The organism is Pseudomonas fungipugnans (assembly GCF_029955235.1).
Classification (GTDB): domain Bacteria; phylum Pseudomonadota; class Gammaproteobacteria; order Pseudomonadales; family Pseudomonadaceae; genus Aquipseudomonas; species Aquipseudomonas fungipugnans.
Map to the genome: position 1 here is coordinate 2,362,819 of NZ_JARBWL010000002.1, position 14,158 is coordinate 2,376,976.

9 protein-coding genes are annotated in these 14,158 nt (G+C 61.1%); 5 read left to right on the forward strand and 4 right to left on the reverse strand.

The annotated features are described in order from the left end of the window. Positions 1–102: 102 nt before the first annotated feature. The gene (gene acnA, locus POF45_RS25925; RefSeq protein WP_282317030.1) at positions 103–2,844 is read right to left on the reverse strand and encodes an aconitate hydratase AcnA; all 2,742 of its coding nucleotides are present in this window, start codon (positions 2,842–2,844) and stop codon (positions 103–105) included. Between the two features lie 223 nt (positions 2,845–3,067). On the opposite strand from acnA, the gene rlmM reads away from it, so the two are divergent. Together rlmM and tusA are read left to right on the forward strand one after the other, a co-directional pair. After that, complete coding sequence (rlmM, locus tag POF45_RS25930; RefSeq protein ID WP_259501518.1) at positions 3,068–4,141, forward strand: 23S rRNA (cytidine(2498)-2'-O)-methyltransferase RlmM; 1,074 nt, start codon at positions 3,068–3,070, stop codon at positions 4,139–4,141. Positions 4,142–4,380: 239 nt separating this feature from the next. Further along, positions 4,381–4,632, forward strand: a complete 252-nt coding sequence (gene tusA / locus POF45_RS25935; RefSeq protein WP_259501519.1) for a sulfurtransferase TusA — start codon at positions 4,381–4,383, stop codon at positions 4,630–4,632. Here tusA and POF45_RS25940 read toward each other — a convergent pair. After that, the gene (locus POF45_RS25940) at positions 4,629–6,038 is read right to left on the reverse strand and encodes an MATE family efflux transporter (protein ID WP_282317031.1); all 1,410 of its coding nucleotides are present in this window, start codon (positions 6,036–6,038) and stop codon (positions 4,629–4,631) included. The genes tusA and POF45_RS25940 overlap by 4 nt on opposite strands. Positions 6,039–6,398: 360 nt before the next feature. Here POF45_RS25940 and pdxB point away from each other — a divergent pair, with 360 nt between their 5' ends. Then, the gene (pdxB, locus tag POF45_RS25945) at positions 6,399–7,541 is read left to right on the forward strand and encodes a 4-phosphoerythronate dehydrogenase PdxB (protein WP_282317032.1); all 1,143 of its coding nucleotides are present in this window, start codon (positions 6,399–6,401) and stop codon (positions 7,539–7,541) included. Between the two features lie 159 nt (positions 7,542–7,700). Here pdxB and POF45_RS25950 read toward each other — a convergent pair whose 3' ends face one another. Continuing rightward, a complete protein-coding gene (locus POF45_RS25950; protein WP_259501524.1) occupies positions 7,701–7,880 on the reverse strand; it encodes a PA1571 family protein in 180 nt (59 codons plus the stop codon). A 256-nt stretch (positions 7,881–8,136) separates the two neighbouring features. Here POF45_RS25950 and POF45_RS25955 point away from each other — a divergent pair, with 256 nt between their 5' ends. After that, the gene (locus tag POF45_RS25955; protein ID WP_282317033.1) at positions 8,137–9,921 is read left to right on the forward strand and encodes an ABC transporter transmembrane domain-containing protein; all 1,785 of its coding nucleotides are present in this window, start codon (positions 8,137–8,139) and stop codon (positions 9,919–9,921) included. Between the two features lie 81 nt (positions 9,922–10,002). Here POF45_RS25955 and POF45_RS25960 read toward each other — a convergent pair whose 3' ends face one another. Then, on the reverse strand, positions 10,003–11,931 hold the full coding sequence (locus POF45_RS25960) for a transglycosylase SLT domain-containing protein (RefSeq protein WP_259501535.1): 1,929 nt from the start codon (positions 11,929–11,931) through the stop codon (positions 10,003–10,005). Positions 11,932–12,143: 212 nt separating this feature from the next. Here POF45_RS25960 and POF45_RS25965 point away from each other — a divergent pair, with 212 nt between their 5' ends. Further along, complete coding sequence (locus POF45_RS25965) at positions 12,144–14,063, forward strand: ATP-binding cassette domain-containing protein (RefSeq protein WP_259501542.1); 1,920 nt, start codon at positions 12,144–12,146, stop codon at positions 14,061–14,063. Positions 14,064–14,158: the final 95 nt, after the last annotated feature.

A 14,158-nucleotide genomic window follows, 5' to 3' on the forward strand; every position in this document is an offset into this window, starting at 1 on the left:
CAAGCGCCCTCGCCACAGAGGTATGCGATGTTCAAGGGGCGCGATTATAGACAGACACAAACAAAAACACCGCCCGAAGGCGGTGTCTGTGTCAGCACGCGTTTATGAGGCAATCAGCTGCCGCAGCACGTAATGCAAAATCCCCCCTGACTTGAAGTACTCAACCTCATTGAGCGTATCAATGCGGCACAACACCTCGACCTTCTCGCTGCTGCCGTCTTCACGGGTGATGACCAGCGTCAGGTTCATCCGTGGCGTCACCTCGACGCCGGTCAGGCCGAGAATGTCCACGGTTTCCTTGCCGGTCAGGTTCAAGCTCTTGCGGTTCTGATCCAGCTTGAACTGCAACGGCAGCACGCCCATGCCCACCAGGTTGGAGCGGTGAATCCGCTCGAAACTCTCGGCAATGACCGCTTTCACACCCAGCAGATTGGTGCCCTTGGCCGCCCAGTCGCGGCTCGACCCGGTGCCATATTCCTGCCCGGCAATCACCACCAGTGGCGTGCCCGCCGCTTGATAACGCATGGCGGCATCGTAGATCGGCAGCTTCTCGCCGGTAGGAATGTAGATCGTGTTGCCACCTTCTTCGCCACCGAGCATCTCGTTGCGAATGCGGATGTTGGCGAACGTGCCGCGCATCATCACTTCATGATTGCCGCGACGCGAACCATAAGAGTTGAAGTCGCGCGGCTCGACGCCTTTCTCACGCAGGTAATGGCCGGCCGGGCTGTCGACCTTGATATTGCCGGCAGGGGAGATATGGTCGGTGGTCACCGAGTCGCCGAGCAGCGCCAGCACGTTGGCTTTTTTCACGTCCTGAATCACCGGCAGCGGGCCGCTGATGTCATCAAAAAACGGCGGATGCTGGATGTACGTCGAATCTTCCTGCCACACATAAGTCGCCGCTTGCGGCACTTCGATGGCTTGCCACTGTTCATCACCGGCAAACACTTCGGCGTATTCCTTGTGGAACATCGACGTGTTGACCTGATTCACCGCCTCGGCAATTTCCTGGGTGCTGGGCCAGATGTCGCGCAGGTAAACCGGATGGCCGTCCTTGTCATCGCCCAGGGATTCGCTACTGATGTCGATGCGCACCGTACCGGCCAACGCGTAAGCGACCACCAGCGGCGGGGAGGCCAGCCAGTTGGTTTTCACCAGCGGATGCACCCGGCCTTCAAAGTTACGGTTGCCGGACAGCACCGAGGCCACGGCCAGGTCGGCTTTCTGAATGGCTTTCTCGATCGGCTCCGGCAGCGGCCCGGAATTGCCGATGCAGGTGGTGCAGCCGTAACCGACCAGCGCGAAACCGAGTTCATCAAGGTATTGCGTCAGACCCGCTGCCTTGTAGTAATCGGTGACCACTTTCGAGCCGGGCGCCAGCGAACTCTTGACCCACGGTTTGCGCTTGAGGCCTTTTTCCACGGCTTTCTTCGCCACCAGACCCGCCGCCATCATCACACTCGGGTTGGAGGTGTTGGTGCAGGAGGTGATTGCCGCGATCACCACGGCGCCGTTTTTCAGGCGATAGGTGTGGCCTTCGGCCTCGTAGTCCGCTTCGCCCACCAGATCGGCGTTGCCCACGGCGACGCCACCGCCGCCTTCGCTTTCCAGGCGGCCTTCTTCCTTGCTGGTGGGTTTGAGTTGCAGGCCGAGGAAGTCACTGAAGGCCTGGGCCACATTCGGCAGCGAGACACGGTCCTGCGGGCGTTTCGGCCCGGCGAGGCTGGCTTCGACGCTGGCCATGTCCAGCGCCAGGCTGTCGGTGAAGATCGGCTCTTTGCCCGGCAGCCGCCACAGGCCCTGAGCCTTGGTATACGCCTCGACCAGTTTCACGACTTCGGTCGGGCGACCGGAGAGGCGCAGGTATTCCAGGGTCACGTCGTCCACCGGGAAGAAGCCGCAGGTCGCGCCGTATTCCGGTGCCATGTTGGCGATGGTCGCGCGGTCGGCCAGCGGCAGGTCGGCGAGGCCATCGCCATAGAACTCGACGAATTTGCCCACCACGCCTTTTTTGCGCAGCATCTGGGTGACGGTCAGCACCAGGTCGGTAGCGGTGATGCCTTCCTTGAGCTTGCCGGTCAGTTTGAAACCGATCACTTCCGGGATCAGCATCGACACCGGTTGGCCGAGCATCGCCGCTTCCGCTTCGATGCCGCCCACGCCCCAGCCGAGCACGCCCAGGCCGTTGATCATGGTGGTGTGGGAGTCGGTGCCGACCAGCGTGTCGGGGAAGGCGTAGGTGCGGCCGTCCTCGTCCTTGGTCCAGACCGTGCGCCCCAGGTATTCCAGGTTCACCTGATGGCAGATGCCGGTGCCCGGTGGCACCACGCTGAAGTTGTCGAAGGCGCTCTGGCCCCAGCGCAGGAACGCGTAACGCTCGCCATTGCGCTGCATTTCGATGTCGACGTTCTGTTCAAAGGCGCTTGGGCTGGCGAATTTATCGACCATTACCGAGTGGTCGATGACCAGGTCCACAGGTGACAGCGGATTGATGCGCTGCGGGTCGCCACCGGCCTTGGCCATGGCGGCGCGCATGGCGGCCAGGTCGACCACGGCGGGCACCCCGGTAAAGTCTTGCATCAGCACGCGGGCAGGGCGGTACTGGATTTCACGGTCGGAGCGGCGCTCCTTGAGCCAGGCGGCAATGGCTTTGAGGTCGGCGCCGGTGACGGTTTTTTCGTCCTCCCAGCGCAGCAGGTTTTCCAGCAGGACTTTCAAGGACATCGGCAGTTTGTCGAGATCACCGAGGCTTTTGGCGGCCTCGGGCAGGCTGAAATAATGGTAGGCCTTGTTGTCGACTTGTAGTGTTTTAAGGGTTTTCAGGCTATCGAGGGACGGCATTGAAATGACTCCTTTAAGTCCGCACGGCTACGAACTGGGGGGAAGGACAGAGCTTTCAACCTAGCCCTGTTTGAACGTTAAAGCTAATAACTGGACTCTATGGACAGCTCCGAGGTTCCGAACTCGGCTATCATGCGCCGGTTTTCGTGACAGGCTTTGCTTCAACGCAAGTCTGGGCATCGCGCAGTGGCGCAATTTCTTCGCCATCTGCCCAGGAGTAAAAATGAACACCCTCTTTATGCATTGCCGGCCAGGCTTCGAAGGCGAAGTCTGTTCCGAGATTTCCGAACATGCCGCGCGGCTGAACGTGGCCGGTTATGCCAAGGCGAAAACCGCCAGCGCCTGCGCCGAGTTTGTCTGCACCGAAGAAGACGGCGCCGAGCGCCTGATGCGTGGCCAGCGTTTCGCCGAGCTGATCTTCCCGCGCCAGTGGGCGCGTGGCATCTTCATCGATCTGCCGGAAACCGACCGCATCAGCGTGATCCTCGCGCACATGGCCGACTTCCCGCTGTGCGGCAGCCTGTGGCTGGAAATGGTCGACACCAACGATGGCAAGGAACTGTCGAACTTCTGCAAGAAATTCGAAGTCCACCTGCGCAAGGCGTTGCTGGCGGCCGGCAAGCTGGTGGACGACGCCAGCAAGCCGCGCCTGCTGCTGACCTTCAAGAGCGGTCGCGAAGTGTTCATGGGCCTGGCCGAGTCCAACAACTCGGCGATGTGGCCGATGGGCATTCCGCGCCTGAAGTTCCCGCGTGACGCGCCAAGCCGCTCGACGCTGAAGCTGGAAGAGGCGTGGCACCACTTCATTCCTCGCGATCAGTGGGATGAGCGCCTGCACAGCGACATGACCGGTGTCGACCTGGGCGCCGCGCCTGGCGGCTGGACCTGGCAGTTGGTCAACCGTGGCATGATCGTCACCGCCATCGACAACGGCCCGATGGCTGAAAGCCTGATGGACACCGGGCTGGTGCAACACTTGATGGCCGACGGTTTTACCTTCAAGCCTAAGCAGCCGGTGGACTGGATGGTCTGCGACATCGTTGAGAAACCGGCGCGCAACGCCGCGATGCTCGAAGAGTGGATTGGCGAGGGGCATTGCCGCGAAGCGGTGGTCAACTTGAAGTTGCCGATGAAGCAGCGCTACGCCGAGGTGAAACGCCTGCTGGAACGTATTGCCGAAGGCTTCAAGGAGCGCGGTATTCGGGTCGAGGTTGGCTGCAAGCAGCTGTATCACGACCGCGAAGAAGTGACCTGCCATTTGCGTCGGATTGATGTGAAGAAGCCCAAGTCCCGCTAAAACGCTGGTATCCCTGTGGGGAGAGCTTTTGTGTGGGAGCTGGCTTGCCTGCGATGGCATCTACTCGGTTCGACGCTTTTGTGGGAGCCGGGCTTGCCCGCGATGCAGGCGACTCGGTTTGACGTCGAACTGAGGCGACGCCATCGCAGGCAAGCCAGCTCCCACAGGGGCGGTGTACGCCTCACATGACATTGCCCCCGGCATTGCGCGACAATGCCGGCCAGTTTCAGGAGTGAATCATGAGTGACATGCTTGATACGCCGGTAGACGGCACCCTTGACGCCACCGGCCTCAACTGCCCGGAACCGGTGATGATGCTGCACCAGCACATCCGTGACCTGGTGCCCGGCGGCCTGCTCAAGGTGATCGCCACCGACCCGTCGACCCGCCGCGACATTCCCAAGTTCTGTGTGTTTCTGGACCACGAACTGGTGGCACAGCACGAAGAGGCAGGTACCTACCTCTACTGGATTCGCAAGAAACTCGCTTAACCCGCCGACCGGCTGATACGGATCTGCTTGCGTGCACTGCGCGTCAGGCGGATCGACAGCATCAAGGCTGCGCAACTCAAACCGACGATCAGACCCTGCCACAGCCCGCTCGGGCCGCTTGGCGCGCCCAGCCAGTCGGTCAGGCCCAGTGCGTAGCCCACCGGCAAGCCGATTCCCCAGTAAGCGAACAGCGTCAGAATCATCGTCACCCGCGTGTCCTGATAACCGCGCAGTGCGCCGGCCGCCGTGACCTGGATCGCATCGGAAAACTGGAACAACGCCGAATACACAATCAACATGGCCGCCACATGAATCACCGTCGGGTCGGTGGTGTAAATGGTCGCAATGTGTTCACGCAGCAACAGCATCATGCTCGCCGACAGGCAGGCATAGGCCAGCGCGCTGCCCATGCCGACACCGGCGGCGAAGCGGGCTTCGCGGGGCTCGTTACGGCCCAGGGCCTGCCCGACCCGCACGGTCACGGCCATCCCCAGCGAGTAGGGGATCATGAACACCAGCGAGCTGACGTTCAGGGCAATCTGGTGCCCGGCCACCACCGTGGCGCCGAGGCTGCCGATCAACAGTGCGATCACGGCGAAGATGCTCGACTCGGCAAACACGGCGATGCCGATCGGCAATCCGATGCTCAGCAAGCGCTTGATCACCGCCCATTGCGGCCAGTCGAAACGGCGAAACAACTCGCTTTTCTGATAGGCGGGAGCCCAGCGTGTATAGGCGACCATGCCGAGCGCCATGAACCACATCACGATTCCCGTCGCCCAACCGCAGCCAGCGCCGCCCATGGCCGGGACGCCCAGGTGGCCATAAATGAACACGTAGTTCAGCGGGATATTCAGCGCCAGCGCACACAAGCCGAGGATCATTGCCGGGCGGGTGCGACCCATGCCGTCGCTGAAGCAGCGCAGCACGTGATAGAACGCGACCGCTGGCAAACCGGCGGCAATGCCGTGCAGGTATTGCATGCACGGCGCGATCAGTTCCGGGTCGACCTTCATGATGTGCAGGACCGGCTCGGCAGCGATCAGCATGCCGGTGGCCATCAGGCCGACCACCAGCGCCAGCCACAACGCCTGACGCACAATCGGTCCGATTTCGCTGTGAGTGCCGGCGCCGAAGCGCTGGGCCACTTTTGGCGTGGTCGCCAGCAAGGTGCCGGTCATCAGCAGAAACACCGGCACCCAGATCGAATTGCCCAGCGCCACGGCGGCGAGGTCTCGCGGCCCGACGCGGCCGGCCATCACGGCATCGACGAAGCCCATGGCGGTGGTCGCCAGTTGCGCGATCATGATCGGCAACGCCAGGGCAAACAGGTTTTTCAGCTCCAGGCGAACCCGGGCAGGGCGGTTGAGCGGGCGTGTGGCGGCGGTGTCAGTTACGGAATTCACAAGCGGAGCGTCCAGAGATGTTTGTTGCGCAAGGCGACGCATTCTACGCGTTGACGCGATGGTCAGGAAAAATCCCGTGTTAGGGATTTGTAATCGATCGTCAGGTTCTTCGAGATCTTCTGTGGCGAGGGAGCTTGCTCGCGCAGGGCGGCGAAGCAGCCCCGAATCATTCGGCCCGATTTTATCATGCCCACCGCGAGCAAAGGTTTTACGACTGCTGCGCAGCCGAGCGGGAGCAAGTTCCCTCGCCACAAAGGCAATGCAGTGTCACAAAGGCGATGCCGCCCTGGCTGTGCAATGCCTGCTGGCCCATCACCGTCAACTCCGCCTACACTGCCGATCCCCCAAAGGAGCCCCGCCATGTTGATTGTTGCCGACGAAAATATCCCGCTGCTTGATGCCTTCTTCGCAGGTTTTGGCGAAATCCGCCGGGTGCCGGGACGCTCCATTGACCGCGCCACGGTAGAACAGGCCGATGTGCTGCTGGTGCGCTCGGTGACCAACGTCAATCGTTCCCTGCTCGAAGGCAGCAAGGTGCGCTTTGTCGGCACCTGCACCATTGGTACCGATCATCTGGACCTTGATTACTTTCAGCAGGCCGGCATTACCTGGTCCAGCGCTCCCGGTTGCAACGCCCGGGGCGTGGTCGATTATGTGCTGGGCAGCCTGCTGACCCTGGCCGAGATCGAGGGTGCCGACCTGACGCAACGCACTTATGGCGTGGTCGGTGCCGGTGAAGTCGGCGGGCGTCTAGTCAAGGTACTGCAAGGGCTGGGCTGGAACGTACTGGTGTGCGATCCGCCTCGCCAGGCAGATGAGGGTGGCGACTACGTCAGCCTCGAACAGATCATCGAGCAATGCGATGTCATCAGCTTGCACACCCCGTTGAAGAAGCACGGCGCTCAATCAACCTGGCACCTGTTCGACAAAAGCCGTTTGAACCAGCTCAAGCCCGGCGCCTGGCTGATCAACGCCAGCCGTGGCCCGGTGGTGGATAACACGGCCTTGCGTCAGGTGTTGCTGCAGCGCGAAGACCTGCAAGCAGTGCTGGATGTCTGGGAGGGCGAGCCTGAAGTGGACGTGGCGCTGGCCGATCTTTGCGTGCTGGCAACGCCGCACATCGCCGGTTACAGCCTCGACGGCAAACAGCGTGGGACGGCGCAGATTTATCAGGCGTTTTGCGATTTTCTCGGCCAGCCTGCCGTTGTCAGTCTGAGCGACTTGCTGCCCAAGCCGTGGTTGTCGCAAGTGACCTTGAGCGCGGACAGCGATCCAGCCTGGGCGCTGGCAATGTTGTGCCGTGGGGTGTATGACCCGCGCCGTGATGACGCGGATTTTCGGCGTAGCCTGGTGGGCAGTGTGAGCGAGCAGCGCACGGCGTTCGATGCGTTGCGCAAGCATTATCCGGCGCGGCGCGAGATTGACGGGTTGCAGGTGCGGGTTGAAGGGGATTCTCCAGCATTGCAGCAAATCGTGGCGGCGTTGGGCGCTTCGGCGGTCTGAAAACCAGGTAGGCCCATTCGCGAGCAAGCTCGCTCCCACAGGTTGATCGCAATCGATTGTGGGAGCGAGCCTGTTCGCGAAGGCAGCACCACAGATTCTGGATAATCACCCATAAAAAACCCGGCCAACCAGGGCCGGGTCAAGAAGACGGTGGCTATATCACTTTTGTTCGGCAGGCTTGACCAATCGCTGTTCCAGTTCGCGGCAAGCGTTCTGGATCATGTCTTCAGTGATCGGTACTTCGCGGCCTTGGGCATCGATAAACGAGCAACCCAGAGACTGGTGTGGCTGCGTGCGGATCACTTGAATCTTGTCATCGCTGCTGTGTTGCAAGGACATGGCCTGTCTCCTCATCAGGTTGTATTGACATTAAAACCGCCAGGTGACCGGTCTGTTACAACGCGTGCGATCTGTATCCATGTCGGTACCTTTACTCAATCAGAAATAGCGCAGTGGTGCCACTGGGACATTAGACCATTAGCGTCTAGCGGCTAGTCTTGGCGGTCATATTTAACCTGACTCATTGTGATTTACAGAGTTCCACCCCATTGAAAGGGGTAGGCTGGCCCGATTCCTTGCGTACCTGGAAACCCCGATGCTCTCTTCCCGTCACCGCCGCGCCCTTCGCCTGACCAGTCGCTTTCTCGCGCCGTACCGTTGGCAAGCGTTCGGCGCCTTGCTGGCGCTGATCATCACGGCGGGCATCACTTTGTCCATGGGGCAGGGGATTCGCCTGCTGGTCGACAAGGGTTTCATGACGCAATCCCCGCATTTGCTCAATGAGTCCATCGGGCTGTTCATGGTGCTGGTGCTCGGTCTGGCGGCCGGTACATTCGCCCGTTTTTACCTGGTGTCGTGGATTGGCGAGCGCGTGGTGGCGGATATTCGGCGTCAGGTATTCAACCATCTGGTCTACCTGCATCCGGGTTTTTATGAAGACAACCGCAGCTCGGAGATCCAGTCGCGACTGACCGCCGATACCACGTTGCTGCAATCGGTGATCGGCTCGTCGCTGTCGCTTTTTCTGCGCAATCTGTTGATGGTGATCGGCGGGATTGTCCTGCTGTTTATCACCAACCCCAAGCTCACCAGCATCGTGGTCGTGGCGTTGCCACTGGTGGTCGCGCCGATCCTGATTTTCGGTCGCCGGGTGCGCAGCCTCTCGCGCCTGAGCCAGGACCGGATTGCCGACATCGGCAGCTACGTGTCCGAAACGCTCGGCCAGATCAAGACCGTGCAGGCCTACAACCATCAGGTGCAGGACGAACAACGTTTTGCCGTGACGGTGGAAGAAGCGTTTGACACCGCACGCAAGCGCATCTTCCAGCGGGCCTGGCTGATCACGCTGGTCATCGCGCTGGTGCTGGGCGCGGTTGGCGTGATGCTGTGGGTGGGCGGCATGGACGTGATTGCCGGTCGCATCTCGGGCGGTGAACTGGCAGCGTTTGTCTTCTATAGCCTGATCGTCGGCAGTGCCTTTGGCACCTTGAGCGAAGTGATTGGCGAGTTGCAACGCGCCGCCGGCGCCGCCGAACGGATTGCCGAGTTGCTGCGTTCGGAAAATATTATCCAGCCACCGACCACCGGGCTGCAGACATTGCCGGCAAGGGTGAAGGGCGATCTGGCGCTGCAAGAGGTGCGCTTTTCCTACCCCTCGCGTCCCGAAAGTTATGCCGTCGATGGCTTGAGTCTGACGATCAACGCGGGCGAGACGCTGGCGTTGGTCGGACCTTCTGGCGCGGGCAAATCGACGGTGTATGACCTGTTATTGCGTTTCTACGACCCGACGCAGGGCCGTATCCTGATCGATGGCGTGCCGCTGACCGAACTCGATCCGCTGGACCTGCGCCGCTGCTTTGCCCTGGTCTCGCAGAACCCGGCGCTGTTTTTCGGCAGCATCGAGGAGAACATCCGCTATGGCAACCCGACGGCGACTCTGGCTCAGGTCCAGGACGCCGCGAAAATCGCCTACGCCCACGACTTCATCGAGCAAATGCCCAACGGCTACCAGACCCACCTGGGCGACGGCGGCCTCGGTTTGTCCGGTGGCCAGCGCCAACGCCTGGCCATCGCCCGGGCGCTGCTGGTGGATGCACCGATCCTGTTGCTGGACGAAGCCACCAGCGCCCTCGATGCCCAGAGCGAACACCTGATCCAGCAAGCCCTGCCCAGCCTGATGAAAAACCGCACCACCCTGGTCATCGCCCATCGCCTGGCCACGGTGAAAAACGCCGACCGGATCGCGGTGATGGACAAGGGCAAGCTGGTGGCCGTGGGCACGCATCAAGAGCTGGTGGCGGGTAATGCGCTGTATGCACGGCTGGCGGCGTTGCAGTTTAGTGATGGCCCAGATGTCCTGACCGATCCGGTAACCGACTAAGTAACCGACCAAGTAGAGCCTCATAAAAAATGCCCGCATCAATCGATGCGGGCATTTTTTGTCAGCGGCTAAACACCACGGTCATTGATCATCAAAATACCGCTCATGCCAATCCACCAGCGGTTGTGGCGAGTTCAGCTTCTGCCCGTAGATCACCGAGTACGACAGCACGTTTTGCACATATTGGCGCGTTTCGTCGAACGGGATGCTTTCCACCCACACGTCGAAGCTCAGGTGGTCGGCGCCGCGCAGCCATTGACGCACGCGACCGGGGCCGGCGTTGTAGGCGGCGGAGGCGAGGACGCGGTTGCCGTTGAACTGGCTGTGCACCTGGCTCAGGTAAGCGGCGCCGAGCTGGATGTTCTTGTCCGGGTCCAGCACCTGTTGTGGCGACGCCAGGGGAATGCTGAACTTGCGGGCGGTTTCCTTGGCGGTGCCTGGCATCAATTGCATCAGGCCGCTGGCGCCGACACCGGAACGAGCGTCATCCATGAAGGCGCTTTCCTGGCGCGTGATGGCAAACACCCAGCTCGAATGCAGGCCACGCACCTTGGCTTCGCGCACCAGTGTGTCGCGGTGGGCCATCGGGAAACGGATGTCCAGGTCGTCCCAGTACTGCGCCTGGCTGATGGTGCGGATTGCCGGGAAATACCATTTCAGGTCGTAAGCCAGTTTCGCCTGAGCGACCATTTCGTCACGGTTGAAGTGCCGGCTGACGTAATACCATTCGCGACGACCATCGACCACTTGCCCGCGGGCGTGGAATTCCAGTGCGCGGCGTATGCCTGGGGTATTACGCACCTTGTTGATGGTGGCCTGGCTCAGCACCAGCGGTTTGTTCACCAGCGAATACGGCGCCTGTGAGCGATCGGCGGCGAGGAAGCCATAGAAGTCGCGCTCCTTGGCGAGGGTCTTGTACAGCACTTGTGCTTGCGGGTTCTGCGGTTGCGCCAGTTCCAGGCTGCGGGCCTGCCAGTAGCGCCAGCGGTTGGTGGTGGCCAGGTCTTGCGGCAGGCGACGGACCAGTTGATAGGCATCGTCCCAGCGTGCCAGGCGCAGCAATAGGCGCATGCGCCATTCGGACACCGTGTTGTCGCGCAGTTCCGGATCGTACTTGGTCATCACGTCCAGGGCCCGCGGATCATAGCGGCGCGCAAGCGTCAGGCCGATTTCCCGGGCGATTGCCACTTTTTCGTCACGGGAGAAGTGCATGCTGCTGGCGTAACCGTCGAGCAGGTCCATGGCCTTGTCCGGGTCCTGCCTGGCCAGGCGGCGCAAGCCGAGGCTGACGATGTCGGACATCGCTTCGTCGGCCGGGATGAAGCGCGAAGGCTGGTTCAGCAGTTCCGGTTTCTGCGCCACATCCACCAGCAGGCGACCGCGTGGGGCGAGGGTGGTCAGGCCGTTCACCAGGCTATTGGCCAGCGGATAGTTGCGCGCCTGTGCGGCGAGCTTGGTGCGTTCCCAGCGTTTCTGTTCGGTCAATTGGCCTTCGGAGGCCCACATGCCGAACAGCGCGTCGCAGGAGGCGGGTTGCGATTTACCGGTCAGCCAGAGTTTTTCGGCGTTGGCATAGCCTTCGGCCTTCTTGTCATGACTGATCTGGTACTGCGCATTGAGGCAGTCCAGCTCGGTAAAATTCATATCGGGATCGTAATACTTGACGAAGGTCGCCCAGTCGGCACGATCGGCCAGCCAGCGCAACCAGCGCAGTTTCATCCAGTTGGCTTGCGGCAGGTCACCGTGTTCGGCGAGGAACTTTTCGATTTCCTCGTTGCTCGCGGTTTTCAGGCGCGCGGTCAGTTCGTCATAGGCCAGGTACGGTTCCAGCGGATAATCGCTGAGGGCCTGGCTGTATTGAAAGTACGGGCCAGTATCACCCTTGGCCAGGGCGCGCTTGGCCTCATCGTAATACTGGCGCTGGGTGGACAGGTCCACCGCCTGGGCGGATTGAACGGCAGTGGCCGAAAGAAGCAAACATGAAAAAAGACTGAAAAGGCGACTGCGCATGAGACATCCGGGCAGAGAAATCATGACAAGTGCCGACAATATCGACACTGATTGCCCGTAGCTTAGCCTTTTGCCAGCAACGGGTGAAAGCTTTGCCGACCTACAGGCATAAGTTCGCAACATTTGTTATGCAGAGTGCTTCGAAGGTGAAATTGCCGGCCTTCTGAGGGCTCAAGTCAGGTAGAATGCGCGCCCGGTTTTTGGAGAAGCTCATGACCCTGCTCAAATTCAGCGATGTGTCCCTTGCGTTCGGCGCTATGCCGTTGTTGGACAAGGTGTCCTGGCAGATCGCCCGTGGCGAGCGGGTGTGCATCATCGGCCGTAATGGCACTGGCAAGTCCAGCATGATGAAGCTCGTCAAGGGCGACCAGAAGCCCGATGACGGCTCGGTTTGGCGCGCACCTGGCCTCAAGATAGGCGAATTGCCGCAAGAATTGCCGGTGGCCGACGAGCGGACGGTGTTCGACGTGGTCGCCGAAGGCCTGGACGGTGTTGGCGAGTTGCTCGCGCAGTATCACCACCTGAGCCAGAACATCGTCACCGACGCCGATCTGGACAAGCTGATGCATGTCCAGCACGACCTCGAAGCCCGCGACGGCTGGCGTTTGCAGCAACTGGTAGACAGCACGCTGAGCCGTCTGCAACTGCCGGCCGACAAGACCCTCGCCGAATTGTCCGGCGGCTGGCGTCGTCGCGTCCTGCTGGCCCAGGCTCTGGTTTCCGAGCCGGACCTGCTGCTGCTCGACGAACCGACCAACCACCTGGACATCGGCGCCATTGCCTGGCTTGAAGAGGCGCTGAAGGATTTCCAGGGCGCCGTGCTGTTCATCACGCACGACCGTTCTTTCCTGCAGAACCTGGCCACCCGCATCCTCGAACTGGATCGTGGCGGCCTGATCGACTGGAACGGCGACTACGCCAGTTTCCTCGTCCACAAAGAGGCCACCCTGGCCGCTGAAGAAACCGCCAACGCGCTGTTCGACAAGAAACTCGCCCAGGAAGAAGTCTGGATTCGCCAGGGCATCAAGGCGCGCCGTACCCGTAACGAAGGTCGTGTTCGCGCTTTGAAAGCCCTGCGCGTCGAGCGCAGCGAACGTCGTGAGCGCACTGGCAAGGCCAACATCCAGCTGGACACCGCCGACAAGTCCGGCAAGCAGGTCATGGTCCTCGAGAACGTGAGTTTCGCGCATCCGGGCGGCCCGTTCCTGATCAAGGATTTCTCGATGGTCCTGACGCGAGGCGACCGTATCGGTCTGCTCGGCGCCAACGGTACCGGCAAGACCACGTTGCTGAAACTGATGCTCAGCGGTCTGCAACCTACCAGCGGCAAAGTGGAAGAGGGCACACGCATCGATGTGGCGTACTTCGACCAGTTGCGTCACCAGCTGGATCTGGAAAAAACCGTGATCGATAACGTGGCCGAAGGTCGCGACTTTATTGATATCGACGGTCAGAGCCGTCACGTGCTGAGCTACCTCGGCGACTTCCTGTTCAGCCCGCAGCGTGCTCGCACGCCGGTCAAGGCGCTGTCGGGTGGCGAGCGTGCCCGTCTGTTGCTGGCCAAGTTGTTCAGCAAGCCGGCCAACCTGCTGGTACTCGACGAACCGACCAACGACCTCGACGTGGAAACACTCGAACTGCTGGAAGAGGTCTTGCTGACCTTCAACGGCACCGTGCTGATGGTCAGCCACGACCGGGCATTCCTCGACAACGTGGTGACGAGCACCCTGGTCTTCGAAGGTGAAGGCAAGGTTCGCGAATACGTCGGTGGTTATCAGGACTGGCTGCGTCAGGGCGGCTCGCCGCGCCTGTTGGGCGTGACCGAGAGCAAGTCCGGCAAGGCCGACCTGACCTCGGCGGTCGTGACCGCCGAGCCGGCCCCGGTGGTCGCGGCAGCCGCTGCACCGGCTGCCAGGAAGAAGCTGAGCTACAAGCTGCAGCGTGAGCTGGAAGCCTTGCCAGGCGACATCGATGCCAAGGAAAAGCAGATTGCAGCCGTGGAAGCCGAGATGGCGGATGGCGGTTTCTATCAGCGTCCTGCGGCTGACACCGCCAAAGTGATTGCTCAGCTTGAGCAGTTGCAGGCTGAGCTGGACGTGTTGGTGGAGCGTTGGGCCGAGCTGGATGCCTGACTGATCCTGCAATAAAAAAAGCCCGGCGCTCAGTGATGAGCGCCGGGCTTTTCGTATGCAATGCGATTGACTGGCTGTCGCAGATCCAATGTGGG

Bases quoted from the DNA above. Each gene is read 5' to 3' on its own strand.
- pdxB (WP_282317032.1), top strand. From the start codon at position 6,399: ATGTTGATTGTTGCCGACGAAAATATCCCGCTGCTTGATGCCTTCTTC.
- POF45_RS25960 (WP_259501535.1), bottom strand. From the start codon at position 11,931: ATGCGCAGTCGCCTTTTCAGTCTTTTTTCATGTTTGCTTCTTTCGGCC.
- POF45_RS25955 (WP_282317033.1), top strand. From the start codon at position 8,137: ATGCTCTCTTCCCGTCACCGCCGCGCCCTTCGCCTGACCAGTCGCTTT.
- tusA (WP_259501519.1), top strand. From the start codon at position 4,381: ATGAGTGACATGCTTGATACGCCGGTAGACGGCACCCTTGACGCCACC.
- POF45_RS25965 (WP_259501542.1), top strand. From the start codon at position 12,144: ATGACCCTGCTCAAATTCAGCGATGTGTCCCTTGCGTTCGGCGCTATG.
- POF45_RS25950 (WP_259501524.1), bottom strand. From the start codon at position 7,880: ATGTCCTTGCAACACAGCAGCGATGACAAGATTCAAGTGATCCGCACG.
- acnA (WP_282317030.1), bottom strand. From the start codon at position 2,844: ATGCCGTCCCTCGATAGCCTGAAAACCCTTAAAACACTACAAGTCGAC.
- rlmM (WP_259501518.1), top strand. From the start codon at position 3,068: ATGAACACCCTCTTTATGCATTGCCGGCCAGGCTTCGAAGGCGAAGTC.